Genomic DNA, 18,606 nt, shown 5'->3' with positions numbered 1-18,606 from the left:
ATTACTTAGTGTAAATAAGACACACTCTTATCTACAGCCATATTTCACAATCAAATATAACAAAAAATGTATTTATATCGTCATTTATTATGAATAAAATATACCCGATATAAATAATTGTTACTATACCTACGATAAAAAAACCTCCATTGAGTGGAGGTTTTTTTATCGTTATGACTGTACTTAGTTTTTAATCATGGCAATAAAATCATCAAACAGGTAACGGGAATCATGTGGACCAGGTGAAGACTCTGGGTGATATTGTACCGAGAACGCTTTCTTTCCTTTGATACGGATTCCCTCGATCGATTGATCGTTCAGATTGACGTGGGTTACTTCCACATTTTCTGAATTTCGGATATCGTCTGCAACAACTCCAAAACCATGATTTTGGGAGGTAATTTCACATCGGTTGGCAATGATGTTCTTAACGGGGTGATTGATACCACGGTGCCCATTATGCATCTTACTGGTACGAATACCATTTGCCAAAGCTAAGATCTGATGTCCCAGACATATACCAAACATTGGCTTTTGTGCATTCAAAATAGATTTTACGGTTTCAACAGCATAGTCCATTGGCGCAGGATCACCAGGGCCATTCGAAATAAAGTAACCGTCTGGATTCCATTTTTCCATTTCCTCAAATGTAGTCTTTGCCGGGAACACTTTTGTATAGACATCGCGTGCTTCAAAATTACGCAGGATGTTTTTCTTGATCCCCAGATCCAATACCGCAACACGTAATGAAGCATTTTCATTACCAAAGAAATAGGGTTCTGACGTCGTTACTTTCGAAGACAGTTCAAGACCGTCCATTGAAGGGACTTTTGCCAGTTGATTTTTTAACTCCTCCACATCAAGTGTTTCTGAAGAAATTATAGCATTCATCGCTCCTTTATCACGAATATGTCTCACTAAAGAACGCGTATCCACATCTGAAATACCGACTAAGTTTCCTGCTTCAAAATAGTTCTGAATAGATTCATCTGCCATTTTACGGCTATAGTTGATGTTGTAGTTTTTACAAACCAATCCTGCGATCTGAATTTGATTCGACTCGGTATCATCCTCATCAATACCATAGTTACCAATATGTGCATTGGTGGTTACCATGATTTGTCCAAAATAAGATGGATCTGTAAAAATCTCTTGATAACCGGTTGTACCTGTATTGAAACAGATCTCACCAGTAGTCGTACCAATTTTACCAGCGGCTTTACCGTGATAAACTGTACCATCTTCTAAAACTAAAATTGCAGGCAATTTGCTGTAGTTGGTCATTATCGATGTAATATTATAAAATGTGTATCTTTTTTGATCTGCTGAATCCTAAAGCCTTCTTCATTGGATATAAAAAAAGCCCTCAAATGGGCTAAAATATCAATTAACAATGCATCATTCACGATTGACAAACCGTTTCCTAAGGCACCTACCAATAAAGACTCTACTTTAATTTTCACGGGAGACAAAGTTACAAGATATCCCTGAAAAGTGAAAAACATTTTTTAATTATTTTATTGATGGATCATCTGAGCGGCTCTAAACCGTCCAAAATCCCTTAAAATCAATAAAATAATAGCAGGCACAAGAATATAAATCAATGGATTTGCGGCCCAGGCCCTTTGCCAGTCCAACTGCAATAAGGCCATAAAAGCCGTGGTCAGGCCACAACCCGGACATTCGTATCCGCTTATGCTTTTCCAAAGGCAAGGCACCAAGATATGTATATCCAAAAACAGATAGAGCAAAATAGAAATACCAAAATACCCCAATATCATGGAATAAATCCAATGTACACGAAGGTATTTTAGTATATGGGAAGTCATTAATTATTGTTTATCGGACTTTTAATATACTGTCCATCCGCATCCTTATACTTACCAACAATAATCATAATCAGGTCGATCAGGCACCATATCCCACAGCCACCTAAAGTCACCAATTGGATAATTGCAGTACCGATCTGCCCCAAATAGAATCGGTGTGCCCCAAATGGGCCAAGGAAAAAACAAAATAATAAAGCGGGCAACCATCGATCATCCTGAGTTTTACCAGCCTGTTGTTGAAAAGGCTGATTGGCATAGAATACAGGTTGTCTGACCCCACAAAATGGGCAAACCTCAGCCTTGACATTAATCACCTGGCCACATTCTACACAATATTTTTCGTCTTCTGTTTTCATTTAGATTTAATTTGGCGTGTAACTAAAAACCACTCGTCTATCAGTGCGTAAATAATAGATTGAAATTAATAAAAAAAACTTAAAAACATACTTTTTTTTGGACACTATGCGACGCCTTAGCTCATCTTATTTCCAAAATGCACTCTTGCCGTATAACAGCAATCTTTTTGTTACGTTAGCGTAGCTCCATCCTTTTTTCTTTTAATTTTTAGTTGCAGCAAATTAGGATCAACCAGTGGTCAAATTAGGCTTTTTGACAATGCTTGTTCAGTGATTGTTCAGTGCTTGTTCAGTAATCACTCAGTGTGAACTGAATAAATAATGACTAATTATTGTCTAAAAAGTGATTAAAAATTGGCATTAGGCTTAAGATGATACCTACATAAACAAAGAAAGGCACCTCTTCCGAAGCGCCTTTCCTGTTTATTTTGTCAACTGTTAGGAGTTTATTGCTTTCCAGATCATATCCTTCAATGGCAATATATTCTTGCCTGTCACTGAAGAAATGAAAATATAAGGTACAGCTTCTGGTAGTTCTTGCTCCATTTCTTTTTCCAACTCTTCGTCTAGCATATCAGACTTCGTAATAGCCAACAATTTGGGTTTATCCGCCAGTTCAGGATTATAAGCCGTCAATTCATTTAATAAAATGGCATATTCTTCACGGATTGTCCGGTCCGTATCAGCAGGCACCATAAACAATAACACAGAATTCCGTTCAATATGTCTTAAGAAACGATAGCCTAATCCTTTCCCTTCAGAAGCACCTTCAATTATCCCCGGGATATCTGCCATGACAAAAGACCGGTTATCACGGTAGCTGACCATACCAAGGTTAGGGACCAATGTTGTAAAAGGGTAATTGGCGATCTCGGGTTTTGCGGCTGAGACAACGGATAACAAGGTCGATTTACCAGCATTTGGAAAACCTACTAGACCAACATCCGCCAGCACCTTCAGTTCGAGAACCATCCATTGCTCTTTACCTGGCATTCCAGGCTGTGAAAATCGGGGTGTTTGCTGGGTGGGTGACTTGAAATGCCAATTACCTAAACCACCTTTTCCGCCGGGAACCAAGATTTTTGTTTCGCCGTCTTCTGTGATATCAAATAGCACCTCCCCGGTCTCGGCATCTTTTGCGATAGTGCCCAAAGGCACCTCCAGTATCTCATCACGACCGGTAGCACCAGTTCGCAAAGAACTACCACCGGACTCACCATTGGAAGCGATGATATGTTTACGATATTTCAGATGGAGCAAAGTCCAAAGATTAGAGGTCCCTTTTAGAATGATGTGACCACCGCGGCCACCATCACCACCATCCGGACCACCCGTAGCGGTATGCTTGTCACGGTGCAAATGAGCCGAACCTGCCCCACCATGTCCCGAACGACAACACACTTTCACATAATCAACAAAATTCGATCCTTGCGCCATTACAATATATTACAGTCTAAAAAAGTCGCTATTCAATTAATAATTATCAATAATATCGGTCAGGTTTTTGAAGATTGAATCGATCTCACCGATACCATCAACCTTAGACAACTTACCTTGTGCTTCGTAATAAGGCAACACATGCACTGTCTTTGTAAAGTATTCATCAATACGTTTCACCAATTTATCCGCATCATCATCCGAACGGCCAGAGATTTCTTTACGTTTAGCGATACGTTCTTTCAATTCGTCCTCATTCACATCCAGTGCGATTACAACAGAGATGGAGGTATTAATACCTTTTAAGAACGCATCCAATGCCTCAGCTTGAGCAACGGTACGAGGAAATCCATCAAAAATAAATCCTTTCGCATCGGGATTCTTTTTCACTTCCTCTTCCAGCATGGCAATTGTAATCGAATCTGGCACTAAATTTCCCTCAGCAATAATCTGGCTTACTTGTTGACCAAGTGGCGTTTGACCTTTAATATGTGCTCTAAAAATATCACCTGTTGAAATATGAACCAATTGATATTTTTCAATAAGCTTTGCAGATTGGGTTCCCTTACCTGCGCCCGGAGGGCCAAATATTACAAGGTTTAGCATAGTTTTATTTAAGAAATTAAAACGAGTTAAAAAATAAAAGCCTAATCACAGATGATGACTAGGCTTTTCAGTCGTGCGCTCCAAGGGAGTCGAACCCCTAACCTTCTGATCCGTAGTCAGATGCTCTATCCAATTGAGCTAGGAGCGCAGTAAACCATTACGTTTAGAACTCTGTCCCATTTGTTTTGGTGACGCAAATATAGTCAGAATTCGTTTTTTTACAAATTTTTTTTCAAAAAGACCTTCTCCCTACCGCAGCAAACTGGGCAATCTTCTTGTAAAAAAAGCCAATCAAAATGACTGGCTTTCTTGTGCACTCCAAGGGAGTCGAACCCCTAACCTTCTGATCCGTAGTCAGATGCTCTATCCAATTGAGCTAGGAGTGCTTTAAACACTCAAATAGAATTTGATATTGTGCGCTCAAAGGGAGTCGAACCCCTAACCTCCTGATCCGTAGTCAGGTGCTCTATCCAATTAAGCTATGAGCGCTGGGCAGCCAAAACCAAGCCATGTGCCTTTCTGTTTTGGTGACGCAAATATCGGTATATTTATCAATTTAACAAACATTTTTTCTGTTTTTTAAACTTTATAAAACAAGATTTTATTTATCTCGTTGATAATATTATATTTAAAACATCAACTTTTTTTTTCAGACACTGACAAATGTTATTATTCATGAGCAAAAGAGATTTAAAACTCAGCAAAATCCGCATTGGAGATATCAGTATCTCCTATTATATCCGCCCCAGCAAATCATATCCTGCATCTAAAACCATCCTATTTATCCACGGATTTCCATTCAATAAGAACACCTGGAAACAACAGCTTTTGGAACTTAATGAAGATTATACCGGTATTGCCATCGACGTTCGGGGGCATGGCCTGACCACCAATGGACATGGTTTTTTCTCTGTTGATGTATTTGCAAAAGATCTTGTTGAGTTTATTCGTAAACTGGACTTAAACCATGTCGTTTTATGTGGAATTTCAATGGGGGGATATATCGCACTACGCACTTATGAATTGATCGGTCAACAACTTCTGGGGCTCGTTTTATGTGATACAAACTCGCTTGCTGACGACAATACAGGCAAGCAAAAGCGGTTTGATTCCATACAGGCCCTACTTAAATATGGACGAAGACCATTCGCAATCGGTTTTACGCAAAATGTATTTTATGAAAAAACGATCCAGGAAAATCCAGAAGCCGTTGAACTTATCAAGAGCTGTATTCGCAGAAATGAACTTTCCAGCATATGTGCCACACAGCTGGCGCTGGCTTCCCGTACAGATACGACCCATTCTTTAAAGACGATTATTATCCCAACACTGGTCATTAAAGGGAAACACGACAAACTGATGAGCGAGGAGCAAACCAATGTGCTGATCGAAAATATTCCCGATGTAAGGTTCATGGAATTTGAGGAGTCCGGACATTTACCCAATCTTGAAGAACCGGACAAGTTCAATGCTGTCTTGAATGATTTTTTGACTAGTTTATAAGGCCGCTACAGTTCCTTCAGACTAGGAAATAGACTACATAAAAAAAGCCACTGATGTGGCTTTATTTCTTTTTTTCATTGATATTTCATTCCATTTAGCATTAGAACGAAAAATCGTCTTTTGAACGACTGCTAGCTTCCTCAGCATAAGCATCGTCAAAATTAGGCTCATAACGCTTTTCGATTACTTCTTGATTGGACTTAATGTAATTAACCACATCTGTCAAACCCTCAGCAAACTTCTCAAAATCTTCTTTGTATAAGAAAATCTTATGCTTAATAAACTGGCCATCCTCAAAGCGCTTCTTGCTTTCTGTGATAGTAATGTAGTAATCGTTCGATCGAGTTGCTTTTACATCAAAAAAATAAGTACGCTTGCCTGCTCTCACCTTTTTTGAAAAAACTTCTTCACGCTCTTTGTTTTCAAAATCTCCCATTGGTTGTTATTTAAGTTTAAAGTAATCTTAATCTTTGATAAATATATAATAATTCATTTTAATACACCAAATAATATTAAAAAAAAAGACAATAATCCGTAAAATTGATAGATTCATCCTATTCGAAAGGGGGATAAAAATTCAACTTCCAGATTTTTTACCGACGAAATCATTACATTTACCGAAAATATAAGTTGTATTACCTAAAGCTAATGTACAGTATTTATTGGTGTCTCTATCTTTGAGTCATAAATATTAAAAACATTATGGAAAAAGAACCTATCATACCAAACAGCAATAATAGCCGCAATATTGTGGGGGCGATTGTTATCATTGTGGGCTTGTTCTTACTATTGAATAACCTGAACCTGGGGAGTTGGTTTCCAGATTGGTTATTCGGCTGGCCAACAATATTGATCATCATCGGTCTTGTCATTGGGGTAAACTCTCAGTTTCAAAAGAAATCAGCCATTATCCTATTGATCATAGGTGGTGCTAGTCTCATTTCGAGAATGATGCGTTCAGATTTTGGTTCGGTGACTGTGCCTATCATCATCATCTCTCTCGGGATTTACTTTATCATGAGCAAAAGAAAACCACCGATGGTGCCTCCTTCCGACCCCATACCACCTCATACCCCCTATGATTGGGACAAACGGGTCAATATTCCAACCGAGAATTCGACGGATGTACCAACCAGTGATCCAGCGTCAAAGCCTTTTAATGAGCATTATAGTTCTAGCCAACAAGCCTCGCCTGACCCGCAGGCTTTTGGCGACAAGGAGCATCGCTCATTTCATCAATCGTTTGAGGATAGCCTCAACCTGAATTCCATCTTTGCCAGCCAAAAGAAGGTAATCTATTCTAAGCATTTTCGGGGCGGCAATTTAACAAATGTGTTTGGGAGTATTGAACTTGACCTAACAAAAGCGGATATTCAGCAGGCCATTGTCATCGATACCTTTCAGCTGTTTGGCAGCGCACGTATTATTATTCCGCCGCACTGGACAGTCTATAGTAATGTTGCCTCGATATTGGGGTCTGTCGACGACCGGAGATTTCAGACCATCTATAATCCGGATGCCGATAAAAAGATCTACATCACGGGAACATGTATCTTGGGTAATTTAACGATAAAAAATGCTTAATCAATGAAGAACAGGCTGTTTCACAGTGTAAAAAGTAGATTAATAAGTATAATCTGCATATCCGTATTTTTCGGATATTTTGCGTTACAGTACTTATTGATGCTTCGTTCGGGTTTTGATCAGCAGCTTGCATTAAAGGACTCATCCATCAATAGCCTTGTGATGATGTTTTGTTGTTACGGGATGTCCACTGCACTGAATTTCTACACACCTCAACCCAGGGAAATCTGGAAGGTGCTTATTATTGGCTTGATCATGGCTGGCATAAGTACCGTATTGAGCCGCTTTTTAATGAGTTACTTTATCCAGCCCAGTTTCATTGATTTGTTGGACCTGACCCTACCGTATCGCGGTATTGTCAACTTTCTTATCCTGACCTCTGTTGCAATCATCAATATTGTCTGGAACATTCAAGAGGATAATATCAATAATATCAAACGGAAACAGGAATCCGAGAACTTGCTGCGTGAGGCTGAGCTCTATAACTTAAGACAACAATTGCAGCCTCATTTTTTGTTCAACAGCTTAAATTCGATCATCGCATTGATTGGCACCAATCCCGATGAAGCCCGCAATATGACCTTCCAGCTGTCTGACTTTTTACGCGGCACACTCCGAAAAGAGAACAATCAGATTATCACGCTTGAGGAAGAGCTGGATCATCTTCAACTTTATCTGGACATTGAAAAAGTTCGTTTTGGTCATCGCTTGAATACGTCTATTTCCGCCGCTGAAGAAATATTCAACACCAAGTTACCTGCAATGATTATTCAGCCTTTGGTTGAAAATGCCATTAAGCATGGACTTTACAATGTAACAGACCAAGTAGAAATACGAATTAAATGTACCGTTGCTGAAGGTCAACTGCTGATTCAGATCACCAATCCATTTGATACTGAGGAACAGTCAAAACCAAAAAAAGGCACAGGTTTTGGGCTTTCCAGCATTCAGCGTAGGTTATACCTTTTATATGGAAGAAATGATTTGCTTGAAACCCAAATTATAGATAATATATTTATAAGCACCTTAAAAATACCTCAATATGATTAAAGTCGTTATCATTGATGATGAGCCATTGGCACGCTCCATTATTGCGGGCTATCTAAAGAATGAAGCAGATATCTCCGTCATGGCCGAATGTGGAGACGGTTTTGAAGGCGTCAAAGCTATTCAAACCCATGAGCCGGACTTGGTCTTTTTGGATGTACAAATGCCCAAGCTAACCGGATTTGAGATGTTAGAATTGATCGATCACCCACCCGCTATTATTTTCACCACGGCCTTTGATGAATACGCATTAAAAGCATTTGAAAAAAATGCCCTGGATTACCTACTCAAACCTGTTTCCCCTGCCCGATTCAAAAAAGCACTGGAAAAATTCAGAGCCAGCTTTTCAGCACCGGAGAAAAAGCCACAGCCCAACTATGAGGTCCTCACCGCTCAGGACGAAACAAAAATTGACCGCATCGTCGTAAAAACTGGAACCCAGATAAAAATCATACCAATAGATACGGTCAAATACCTGGAATCCTACGATGACTATGTTAAGATCCATACAAAGGATGGTATGTATCTTAAGAACAAAACCATGGCATTTTTCGAAAAATCATTGGATCAAAACCAGTTTGTCCGCATCCACCGCTCTTACATTATCAAGGTGGATCAGTTGGCCAAATTGGAACCCTACGAAAAGGACTCTTATATTGCTGCATTGCTGTCTGGAGAGAAGCTCAACATCAGTAAATCAGGCTATGCCCGATTAAAACAATTGATTGGGATTTAAACATTCCGTAGCTTTGTGGTTATCAACAGATATGAAACATTTAATTACAACAATATTGTTGGGCATCACATCATACACCTTTGCCCAAACAAAACCCCAGGAACAGATCAACAGAGCAGTTTATAACAGATTGGAGTTTTTTATTAATTCTCAATTAACAGACTCTGCGTATAATTTAGCGAGTGATTCTTTCAAAACGCAGTATAATCTTCCCAGATTCACCCAAATGCTCGAAGAGATCTATCCCCTTGGAAGGGTGAAGAGTTCGGATATCCTCTCTTTCGAAAAAGGCTTGGCAACCTATAGAATGGATTTTGACAATCAGTCCTATGAAGTAAAATTTGCAGCGGACTCGACCCTAAAATTCAGCACACTGCACTTTAGTCCGATGGACACAGCTGTTGCGGAGCAGCCCCTTATAGCGGAAAAAACTGAAGCTCCTGTTACATCAAGAGCGATGGACAAAGATGACTTTTTGATCGATTCGATTGCCAATTCTTATTTGAAACAGGCAAATACACAATCCCTTGCAATTGGTGTCGTTAAAAATGGTCAGGTCAAAACGTATTTTTATGGAGAGACTGCCCAAGGTAACCAAACCACACCGACCAATACCTCCATCTATGAAGTTGGTTCCCTGAGTAAAGTTTTCACAGCAATTTTATTGTCAAATCTGGTCGAACAAGGCACCATAACATTGGATCAACCAATCGCATTGTTTCTGCCGGATACACTCAAAAAGAATGAAGATTTATCAAAAATAACCTTCAAGATGCTGGCCAACCATACTTCAGGATTCCCTGGACTCCCTGATAATCTGGAGAAAACTAACGCGTACAACCCGAATGATCCTTATAAAAGCTATGATAAAAAGATGCTATACAACTATTTATCTGGCTTTAAAAACAAAAAAGTACCTGGGGAAGAATATGAATACAGTGATCTGGGCTATGCCATCCTAGGGGATATTATCAGTGACATTTATAAGAAGCCTTACGATCAGGCGGTTCGTGAAATCATCTGTAAACCGCTTGACATGAACAATACCTTTGAGGTATTAGACCCCAAGAAAAAAGATACCTTAAAGGTATACAACAAAGATGGGCAGGAAGTAACACCTTTGTCTTATCATATTTTCAGCAGCGCTAGCGGACTCAAATCAACCTTGGAGGACCTATTAAAGTTTACCAGTGCGCAGTTTAAAATGCCACAGACGGCATTGGAAAATGCCATGGCCAATACCCGATTATTCACCTTTTTCCTCCCCCCCGACACGGATATCGGACTTGCGTGGCATATGAACCTGTTGGATGACCTTACCATTTATTGGCACAATGGCCGTACCGCTGGAAGCAGCTCATACCTAGCTTTATCTCCTGATAAAAAAAGTGCGGTTGTTGTACTTTCCAATTCGGCACTTCCAGTAGACGAAAAAGGTAAAATGATATTGGACCACTTACTCCATGCGAAATAAAAAATATGAACAGCTAGTTGACCGCAAAAAAAGCTATATCCAAACAAGGGTATAGCTTTTTTTGTTATTATTGGCATGAGCAACGATTAATTTGCACGAAAACATCGGAATCCGTTTTATCAGTTGATCCTGCTACACGACAAATACATGCACATGAAAATTTTTATTACAAGAAGAATTCCACAGAAAGGTATTGATCTATTAACATCTGCCGGCCATGATATCCGCATCCACGATTCGGATATGCCCTTAACGGCGATTGAACTTATCCAAGCCTCCCAGCAGGTGGACTATGTTTTAAATGGTGGCATGCAAAAATTTGATGCACATTTTTTCCAGCATTGTCCCAACCTCAAGGCTTTATCATTAATGAGTGTAGGTTATGATAACGTCGATATCCCCGCAGCCACCCGCTATGGGATCCCTGTTAGCAATACACCTGGCATACTATCTGGCGCAACAGCGGACGTTGCTTTTCTGCTCATGCTGGCCGTATCCAGAAAAGCATTCTTTAACCACAAACGTATTCTGCATGGCGAATGGAAAGGTTTTGATCCTACAGCACATTTAGGGATAGAACTCAACAATAAAACCCTTGGCATCTATGGGTTGGGAAGAATTGGTTTTGAATTTGCCCGCAAAGCCAGAGCAGCTTACAATATGGAGATCATTTATTACAACAGGAGCCGCAATGAGGAGGCTGAGCGGGTTTTGGGAGCCCGGTATGTCAATTTTGATGATCTTCTCACGCAGAGTGATGTTCTTTCTATTCACGCTGCACTAACCGCAGCGACAGCCGGCAGATTCAACCGGGATACCTTTACCCGCATGAAAAATTCTGCTATCTTAATCAATACTGCCCGTGGAAGATTAATCAACGAGAGCGATTTAACCCAAGCCCTTCAGAACGGACAGTTATGGGGCGCGGGACTAGATGTGACAGATCCAGAACCGATGGATCCAAACAATCCTTTGTTAAATCTTGAAAACGTCTGTGTTCTACCTCACATCGGATCTGCGACAACAGAAACCAGGGATAATATGGCGATCATGGCCGCCAGTAATTTAATCGCTGCCAGCCGAGGAGAACAAATGCCACAAACGATCAATAAAGAAATATATACATGAAAAGACAGTTTTTTCAGTTTTTAAACAGGTTAAATAAGGCCGTATTGCCGAAATACGGAAAAAAGGACCCCACGAAATTAAAAAAGTACCAACAGGCCATTATAGCCTATCGGTACTTTATTCTTATCCATGCCTTAGCAGATGATTAAACCTATACTTTGGACTGCCCTTGATCATTTGCATTGGAAACGATGCTAATCTGTGTCGGATTGGAGGACAGGCTAAGATCATTTCGTTCCAATTCTAGCATAATTTTTTCCTGCATGGAGTTGCGTGTCGGCCAATAGTGCTCCCGCTTGGTCCATGCCCGTACAGTCAATATCATGGAATTATCGCCCAATTCTTTGACAAATACTGTCGGTTCAGGACTTGTCAGCACATGTTCATTGGAACGCAGCACCCGTAGGATAATATCCTTTGCATCTTTTACATTTTTGTCATAAGTCATACTGATGGTATATTCAAACATCCGTTGGACAATTTTTGTGTAGTTCTTGATAACAGAATTGGCCAAAGGTCCATTGGGACTGAAAATACGCACACCATCATCGCCAATCAATGTGGAATATAAAATATCAATCCGCTCCACGGTTCCAGAAGTTCCATTTGCACTGGAAATGTAATCCCCCACTTCAAATGGTCTGAACATCAGAATCAATACACCACCCGCAAAATTACTTAAACTCCCCTGAAGTGCCATACCGACCGCCAAACCAAAAGCTGATAATGCCGCAATAAATGAGGTGGTCTGAATACCGATCTGACTCGCCACTGTCAATATTAACATGACCCACATGACAATTTTTGCTATACTGGAGATAAAAGCACGAATGGAGGGATCGACATTTCTTTTTTCAAAGCGTTTGTGCAACAACTTATTGACCAAATTGATCACATATTTGCCAATAACCAATAAGATAATGCCCCCGATGATTCCCGGTACGGCATCAATCACGATATCGATCAATCTTCCAAATCTGATTTCCAAACTATTCAAATTACTTTCCATTTTCATTAAATATATATCGCCTTTTTCGATCAAGGATTGTTCCAATATCGGATTTTTCCTTCAAAACACCAAAATCGTTGAAAAATACCATAAAACAACAAATTAACACCATCATAAGAACAATAATTAGTTTAAATTTGCATAATGAGTAGCAAAAATACCATTCCAATCATTGATAGTTGTAGTCTTGACCTCAACAATAAAACAACTATTCATATTGATGATCTGAAAGATTATGTTATCAAACATCATGATATGGTATTTCCGCATAAGCACAATTTTTTTCATTTTGTATTATTCACCAAAGGATCAGGTTCACACATCATTGATTTCAACAATTATGAAATCATTCCCTACCAGATCTACTTCATGGCTCCTGGACAGGTACATACCTGGAACTTCGCCGGAGATGAGGAAGGCTATGTTGTCAACTTTTCGGCAGATTATTTTCAGTCCTTCCTCTTACGTACGGATTATCTAGATCGCTTTAGTTATTTACAGGGAAAAATTGAACACTTAATCTTCCAGCTGGCCGAACAGGCCCGAAATCAGGCAACAAGTATTCTAGATCAGATCTTATCCGCCAAAGCAGGCAAGCTTTCTGAAGATTATATTCGCGCATTGCTCTTACAATTTTTATTGTATATTGAAATCTGGTCCGAAAAAGAACAACAAGAAGGCAGCAATCCTTATAATCATAAAATATTCAATAGTTTCCAACAATTGGTGGAACAACAATTTAAATCCACCAGGTTACCGAGTGTCTATGCGGACCAGCTCTTCATTACCCCCAATCATCTTAATGCAATTTGCAAATCTTATATTGGGCAGTCTGCCGGTGAAATTATCCGCAACCGTATTATACTGGAAGCTAAAAGATTATTGATCAACAAGAATTTAAACATTACTGAAATTGCAAATGAGCTGCAATTTAAGGACAATTCCTATTTTACTAAATTTTTTAAAAAATCCACTGGTCTCACACCAGAAGAGTTCAGAAAACAGCTATAACTATGGAAGAAGTTAAACACGAATTATCCGAGTTCAAAGCCGCATGGCATGCAAAATGTCCAAGATGCAGAATTGGTCACGTCTATAAAGGTCCAGCATATGGTCTGAAGGTTCAAAAAATGAACAGTCACTGCGAATATTGTGGGCTTCGTTATGAGCGTGAGCCCGGTTATTTTTATGGTGCGATGTATGTAACCTATGCATTTGCCATCGCCGAAATGGTGGCCTCGTGCATGGCTACTTATTTCCTTACCGGAAATGATTCTTCTTTTGTGCTTTATGCCACAGTCGCGATACTGAGTGTGGTATTGATGTCTCCTTTTAACTACCGTTATTCGCGAATTATCTTGATGTATTGGTTAACACCAGGATTGAGATTCGATCCCAATGTCAAGAAAAAGGAAGTTGATATGAAGGCTTCGGCATAAACTTCATAATGCTTATCTTTATCCAAATGAAGAATATGATTTATCTGGATAACAATGCAACCACTCGAATTTTGGATGAAGTGTGGGAGGAAATGACCCCTTACTTCATCCAGAATTATGCAAATGCTTCCAGTATGTACCATTCCATGGGACGAGAAGCTAATGCTGCGATTCAGCGGGCCCGGGCTCAGGTGGCAGCAGCCTTACAGTGCTCACCTAAAGAGATCTTCTTCAATTCTGGAGCCACAGAATCTATCAATACAGTCCTTCAAGGAGCCTTTAGCCGGTATCGTTCCAAGGGAAATCATATCATCACCGCTATGACCGAGCATAAAGCTGTGTTAAGCTGTTGTGAACAGCTCGAAAAACAGGGTGCCCGGATCACTTATCTTCCCGTTGATAACCAAGGAAATATCACGATTACGGATCTGGAGAATGCCATTGCTCCAGATACCATAATGGTTTGTCTCATGGCGGCCAACAATGAAACAGGTGTACTCATGGCAACGGAGCAAATCGCAGACCTCTGCCACGAAAGAGACATTCTATTTTTCTGCGATGCCACACAGGCAATCGGCAAAATCACACTTGACCTCCAGCAAGTTAAGATTGACATTTTATGCTTGAGTGCACATAAAATCCATGGTCCCAAGGGTATTGGCGCACTCTATATCAGGCGACGATCAAAACCTATCCAGCTTAGCCCATTAATCCTAGGGGGCGGACAGGAAAATGGATTTCGAGGCGGGACATATAATGTTCCGGCTATTGTGGGGCTTGGAAAAGCCATATCCATTGTAGATCCCCAAAATTATCAGCTTGTCCAGCAACACCGCGATTTGCTGGAGGCTGAATTGGCCGATATCCCAGAAATTATGGTCCATGGGCAGGGTACTTCCCGACTACCAAACACCAGTTATATCAGTTTTAAACATGTGCTTGCCAGTGAAATTATGACGGCATGCCCTACACTCGCCCTATCCTCAGGTTCGGCCTGCGTGACGGGATCCAGAGAACCTTCGCATGTACTGCTGGCCATGGGCGTACCGAAGGAACATGCGCTCTCCGCCATTCGATTCAGCTTGAGCCTACTAACAAGCCGTGAAGATATTCTCCAATGCGCAGGGATCATTAAAGAAACGGTCAATAAAATCAGAAGCCAATCTCCCCTATGGCAGCTGCACTGTTCGGGCCTGCTCGATTAATTTATGACATTCTAAAAACTTTACAACGGTAACATTATATCAGGATTCTGTGTATCTTTGTGCTAGACAAAGTATATAACTATGATTACAGTTACTGACAAAGCAAAGACTCGTATCGAGGAAATCATGAAAAATGAGCAATATGACGGCAATTACTTTGTACGCGTTGCTGTAGAAAGTGGTGGTTGCTCAGGCTTAAGCTATAAATTGAATTTCGATAATGAAGAAAAAAAGGGCGATCAGTTTTTTGAAGATAAAGGAGTAAAGATCTGCCTGGATATTAAATCTTTTCTATATTTAGCGGGTACTGAACTCGATTATTCTGACGGATTGAATGGAAAAGGATTTGAATTCCATAATCCAAATGCAAGCCGTACATGTGCATGTGGGGAGAGTTTTTCCGTATAAACCTGGCGATCAAAGATATTAAAAAGAGCCCTGAAATAATTTCAGGGCTCTTTTTGTAGGTACTCTATTTTTATGATCATGGCCGGAAATTGATAGTTTTACAAATAAATCTTAGCCCAATCGCTTTTTGTTGAGATATTCATATTTTTTCAACATTTTAATATATAAATATCAAAAATAACAACTAAACACGTTAACTAATGATATTTTCATATTTTTGTATGAAATAACTGAAAATAAAAAATGAAGCTATGTACTCTGATCCATACATGGCTTTTCAATTAACTCATATGGAGGGAAGAAAACTTTTAAATACCGAAGTTGCTATCAGCTTTGTTAAAGATACATTTGTCCAAGAATTAAAAAAAACCTTAAATCTGATTCCAATTTCATCACCTTTGGTGGTATTGGACGGCACAGGGTTAAATGATGATTTAAATGGAATCGAACGTCCGGTTTCATTTCCGATCAAGTCCTTGAATGAGAAAAGAGCTGTCGTGGTGCATTCTTTAGCCAAATGGAAAAGAGTACGCTTAAAAGAACTTGAAATGCTGCCTGGCGAAGGTATTGTGACAGATATGAAAGCTTTACGTCCAGATGAGGACTATACACCTATACATTCGATCTATGTTGATCAATGGGATTGGGAAAAAGTAATCGGGAAAGACCAACGTAATTTGACTGTCCTAAAAAATACGGTATTAAAAATATATGATGCTCTTCGCTTTACCGAATTACAGGTTGCGGACAAATATCCTCAGCTAAAAGCAATCCTTCCGGAGACAATTGCATTTATCTCCTCAGAGGAACTTTTACAAAAATACCCTGACTTAAGTGCCAAAGAGCGTGAAAATGCGATCACAAAAGAATATGGTGCTGTATTTTTGTACGGAATTGGTGCTGCGCTCAGCAACGGCGTAGCTCATGATGGCCGTGCTGCGGATTACGATGACTGGAGTACAGAAAATGAAGCTGGTTTTCAAGGCTTAAATGGAGATATCCTTGTCTGGAACCCCATCTTAAATTCCGCTTTCGAGCTTTCATCCATGGGTATCCGTGTAGACAAAACGGCATTGGCGCATCAAATGGCAATCCGTAATTGTTCAGAAAAATCTAAATTGACCTTCCATAGTATGCTTCTTAATGATGAACTACCTGAATCAATGGGTGGGGGTATTGGCCAATCTCGTGTCTGTATGTTTATGCTCAAAAAACAGCATATTGGAGAAGTACAGGTGAGTATCTGGGAAGAGGACAAAAAAGAGCTATTAAGACAAGAAGGTATCGATATATTATAGATCGATACCTTCTAAGAATTATTTTTTTATAATTTACAACACTTCATATCCCGTATTTCGGGACATAAATAAACAGCAGGTAATTCACCTTTGTACAGGTGGATTACCTTTTGTTTTTAATTAGTACTTTTGTCCCATGCAGCTAGAAGCTATTTTAAACAAATTAGGCATCTCCTCCCTGAATGAGATGCAACAAAAAGTACTTGATTCTTATCAAAAGGACAGCGACTTCATCTTACTTTCACCTACAGGATCGGGAAAAACATTAGCGTTTTCATTAGTTTTATTGCAACAGTTAAGAGATCGTTCTCCTGAGGTCCAGGCGCTTATTTTAGTCCCGACACGCGAATTGGCCTTACAGATTGAACAAGTGCTTCGAAAACTAGCAACAGGCCATAAAGTGACTTGTGCCTATGGTGGTCATCGTACACGTATAGAGAAAAATGCATTCAGAGACGCGCCGTCCATCCTCATCGGAACTCCGGGCAGAATAAAACAACACCTGGAAGAAGGAAATTTTGACCCGACACATATCCATACCTTGATACTTGATGAATTTGATAAATCGCTGGAACTGGGCTTTCACCATCAGATGGATTTTATTATCCGTCATATGCCCCAACTTGGATCCCGCATACTGACATCAGCCACCATGATGGAAACGCTGCCTCCATTTACCCAGATCCAGGCTCCTATAGTGGTAGACTTCTTGAAAGATTCGCACAACAGGCCCCGGATTACAATAAGAAAGGTTATCGCTCCCAGCTCAAAAAAATTAGAGGCGTTATTAAAACTGATCTGCAAGATCGGCACAAAAAAGATAATTATCTTTTGCAACCATCGGGATGCCGTGGACCATATCAGTGAATTATTGGACAACCGAAATATCATTCATGATACTTTCCATGGAGGCTTGGAACAACAGGACCGTGAGCTTGCACTTTTAAAATTCCGAAATCACTCCACCTCTATTTTGATAACAACGGATCTTGCTGCCCGGGGATTGGATATCCCCGAGGTGGATGCCATTATACATTACCAGCTTCCTCATAAAGAGGATGCCTTTATTCATCGCAACGGACGTACAGCACGCATGCAAGCCACTGGGGATGTGTATGTGATCCTCAAACCTGAGGAAACTTATCCTTATATCCCCCCGGCCATCGCTGAAGAAGAATTCCCAGCTTTCTATGAGCTGCCTGAAAATTCGCCGTTTGCCACACTTTATATCAATGCAGGAAGAAAGGACAAGGTCAACAAAATCGATATTGTGGGTTTTCTGCTCCATTTGGAGGGTATTGAGAAGAATGACATTGGCCTAATTGAAGTAAAGGATAAAACTGCCTATGTGGCCGTAAAGCGCAAGCTGGCTCCACAAATCATCAATGCCGCAAATGGACAAAAAATAAAAGGAAGAAAAATTAAAATCGGAAGGACATAAAAAAAGAGGTTTTTCAACCTCTTTTTTTATCCAATGATTCACTACCTTCAATTACAGTCATCAGGTCAATGCATTATTTGTTGCCTTCTTTCAAACAGCATTATCC

Annotated in this window: 20 protein-coding genes and 3 tRNA genes; 13 read left to right on the top strand and 10 right to left on the bottom strand. The window is 39.9% G+C overall.

The features are described from left to right. Positions 1 to 183: 183 nt before the first annotated feature. The 8 genes from carA to HX021_RS00755 all read right to left on the bottom strand — a co-directional run bounded on the left by carA (position 184) and on the right by HX021_RS00755 (position 4,717). Positions 184 to 1,284, bottom strand: a complete 1,101-nt coding sequence (gene carA, locus HX021_RS00790; protein WP_286587554.1) for a glutamine-hydrolyzing carbamoyl-phosphate synthase small subunit — start codon at positions 1,282 to 1,284, stop codon at positions 184 to 186. Between the two features lie 233 nt (positions 1,285 to 1,517). Next, the gene (locus tag HX021_RS00785; RefSeq protein WP_286587552.1) at positions 1,518 to 1,829 is read right to left on the bottom strand and encodes a DUF2752 domain-containing protein; all 312 of its coding nucleotides are present in this window, start codon (positions 1,827 to 1,829) and stop codon (positions 1,518 to 1,520) included. Further along, a complete protein-coding gene (locus HX021_RS00780) occupies positions 1,829 to 2,185 on the bottom strand; it encodes a TM2 domain-containing protein (protein WP_286587550.1) in 357 nt (118 codons plus the stop codon). Before HX021_RS00780 ends, HX021_RS00785 begins: the two co-directional genes overlap by 1 nt. A gap of 438 nt (positions 2,186 to 2,623) precedes the next feature. Further along, positions 2,624 to 3,622 (bottom strand): GTPase ObgE, encoded by a 999-nt coding sequence (obgE, locus tag HX021_RS00775; protein WP_286587548.1) that lies wholly within the window; start codon positions 3,620 to 3,622, stop codon positions 2,624 to 2,626. Between the two features lie 36 nt (positions 3,623 to 3,658). Continuing rightward, positions 3,659 to 4,228, bottom strand: a complete 570-nt coding sequence (locus tag HX021_RS00770) for an adenylate kinase (protein ID WP_286587547.1) — start codon at positions 4,226 to 4,228, stop codon at positions 3,659 to 3,661. 74 nt (positions 4,229 to 4,302) lie between these two features. Beyond that, positions 4,303 to 4,376: transfer RNA gene (locus HX021_RS00765), tRNA-Arg, on the bottom strand. 164 nt (positions 4,377 to 4,540) lie between these two features. Continuing rightward, a tRNA-Arg gene (locus tag HX021_RS00760) sits at positions 4,541 to 4,614 on the bottom strand. Between the two features lie 29 nt (positions 4,615 to 4,643). Further along, positions 4,644 to 4,717: transfer RNA gene (locus HX021_RS00755), tRNA-Arg, on the bottom strand. 186 nt (positions 4,718 to 4,903) lie between these two features. Here HX021_RS00755 and HX021_RS00750 point away from each other — a divergent pair. After that, positions 4,904 to 5,731, top strand: a complete 828-nt coding sequence (locus tag HX021_RS00750; protein ID WP_286587545.1) for an alpha/beta fold hydrolase — start codon at positions 4,904 to 4,906, stop codon at positions 5,729 to 5,731. Between the two features lie 100 nt (positions 5,732 to 5,831). Here HX021_RS00750 and HX021_RS00745 read toward each other — a convergent pair whose 3' ends face one another. Continuing rightward, positions 5,832 to 6,167 (bottom strand): DUF3276 family protein, encoded by a 336-nt coding sequence (locus HX021_RS00745; RefSeq protein ID WP_286587543.1) that lies wholly within the window; start codon positions 6,165 to 6,167, stop codon positions 5,832 to 5,834. A gap of 266 nt (positions 6,168 to 6,433) precedes the next feature. On the opposite strand from HX021_RS00745, the gene HX021_RS00740 reads away from it, so the two are divergent. The 6 genes from HX021_RS00740 (at position 6,434) to HX021_RS00715 (ending at position 11,849) form a co-directional block, all read left to right on the top strand. Beyond that, positions 6,434 to 7,315, top strand: coding sequence for a LiaF transmembrane domain-containing protein (locus tag HX021_RS00740; RefSeq protein ID WP_286587542.1), 882 nt, complete (start codon positions 6,434 to 6,436; stop codon positions 7,313 to 7,315). A gap of 3 nt (positions 7,316 to 7,318) precedes the next feature. Then, a complete protein-coding gene (locus HX021_RS00735) occupies positions 7,319 to 8,365 on the top strand; it encodes a sensor histidine kinase (protein WP_286587541.1) in 1,047 nt (348 codons plus the stop codon). Then, entirely contained in the window at positions 8,358 to 9,098 is a 741-nt protein-coding gene (locus HX021_RS00730; protein WP_286587539.1) for a LytR/AlgR family response regulator transcription factor, read from the top strand. The genes HX021_RS00735 and HX021_RS00730 overlap by 8 nt, the downstream gene beginning before the upstream one ends. 31 nt (positions 9,099 to 9,129) lie before the next feature. After that, complete coding sequence (locus HX021_RS00725; protein WP_286587538.1) at positions 9,130 to 10,572, top strand: serine hydrolase domain-containing protein; 1,443 nt, start codon at positions 9,130 to 9,132, stop codon at positions 10,570 to 10,572. A gap of 153 nt (positions 10,573 to 10,725) precedes the next feature. Next, positions 10,726 to 11,700 carry a 2-hydroxyacid dehydrogenase gene (locus tag HX021_RS00720; RefSeq protein WP_286587536.1) on the top strand — a complete coding sequence of 325 codons (975 nt, stop codon included), beginning with the start codon at positions 10,726 to 10,728 and terminating at the stop codon, positions 11,698 to 11,700. Then, a complete protein-coding gene (locus HX021_RS00715) occupies positions 11,697 to 11,849 on the top strand; it encodes a hypothetical protein (protein WP_286587535.1) in 153 nt (50 codons plus the stop codon). The genes HX021_RS00720 and HX021_RS00715 overlap by 4 nt, the downstream gene beginning before the upstream one ends. A gap of 2 nt (positions 11,850 to 11,851) precedes the next feature. Here the strand turns inward: HX021_RS00715 and HX021_RS00710 are convergent, their stop codons facing one another. Beyond that, a complete protein-coding gene (locus tag HX021_RS00710; RefSeq protein WP_286587533.1) occupies positions 11,852 to 12,709 on the bottom strand; it encodes a mechanosensitive ion channel family protein in 858 nt (285 codons plus the stop codon). A 144-nt stretch (positions 12,710 to 12,853) separates the two neighbouring features. Here HX021_RS00710 and HX021_RS00705 point away from each other — a divergent pair, with 144 nt between their 5' ends. The 6 genes from HX021_RS00705 (at position 12,854) to HX021_RS00680 (ending at position 18,500) form a co-directional block, all read left to right on the top strand. Further along, complete coding sequence (locus HX021_RS00705) at positions 12,854 to 13,720, top strand: AraC family transcriptional regulator (RefSeq protein ID WP_286587531.1); 867 nt, start codon at positions 12,854 to 12,856, stop codon at positions 13,718 to 13,720. Positions 13,721 to 13,839: 119 nt separating this feature from the next. Continuing rightward, complete coding sequence (locus tag HX021_RS00700; protein ID WP_286587529.1) at positions 13,840 to 14,148, top strand: DUF983 domain-containing protein; 309 nt, start codon at positions 13,840 to 13,842, stop codon at positions 14,146 to 14,148. A 26-nt stretch (positions 14,149 to 14,174) separates the two neighbouring features. Further along, positions 14,175 to 15,353 carry a cysteine desulfurase family protein gene (locus tag HX021_RS00695; protein ID WP_286587526.1) on the top strand — a complete coding sequence of 393 codons (1,179 nt, stop codon included), beginning with the start codon at positions 14,175 to 14,177 and terminating at the stop codon, positions 15,351 to 15,353. Between the two features lie 81 nt (positions 15,354 to 15,434). Beyond that, entirely contained in the window at positions 15,435 to 15,761 is a 327-nt protein-coding gene (locus HX021_RS00690) for a HesB/IscA family protein (protein WP_286587525.1), read from the top strand. Between the two features lie 290 nt (positions 15,762 to 16,051). After that, positions 16,052 to 17,059 carry an aspartate--ammonia ligase gene (gene asnA, locus HX021_RS00685; protein ID WP_286587524.1) on the top strand — a complete coding sequence of 336 codons (1,008 nt, stop codon included), beginning with the start codon at positions 16,052 to 16,054 and terminating at the stop codon, positions 17,057 to 17,059. A gap of 136 nt (positions 17,060 to 17,195) precedes the next feature. Beyond that, positions 17,196 to 18,500 carry a DEAD/DEAH box helicase gene (locus HX021_RS00680; protein ID WP_286587522.1) on the top strand — a complete coding sequence of 435 codons (1,305 nt, stop codon included), beginning with the start codon at positions 17,196 to 17,198 and terminating at the stop codon, positions 18,498 to 18,500. Positions 18,501 to 18,606 lie beyond the last annotated feature (106 nt).

The organism is Sphingobacterium sp. N143 (genome assembly GCF_030325625.1).
Taxonomy (GTDB): domain Bacteria; phylum Bacteroidota; class Bacteroidia; order Sphingobacteriales; family Sphingobacteriaceae; genus Sphingobacterium.
Note: the sequence above shows the minus strand (reverse complement) of the source record. Positions and strands in the feature narration are given on the sequence as shown.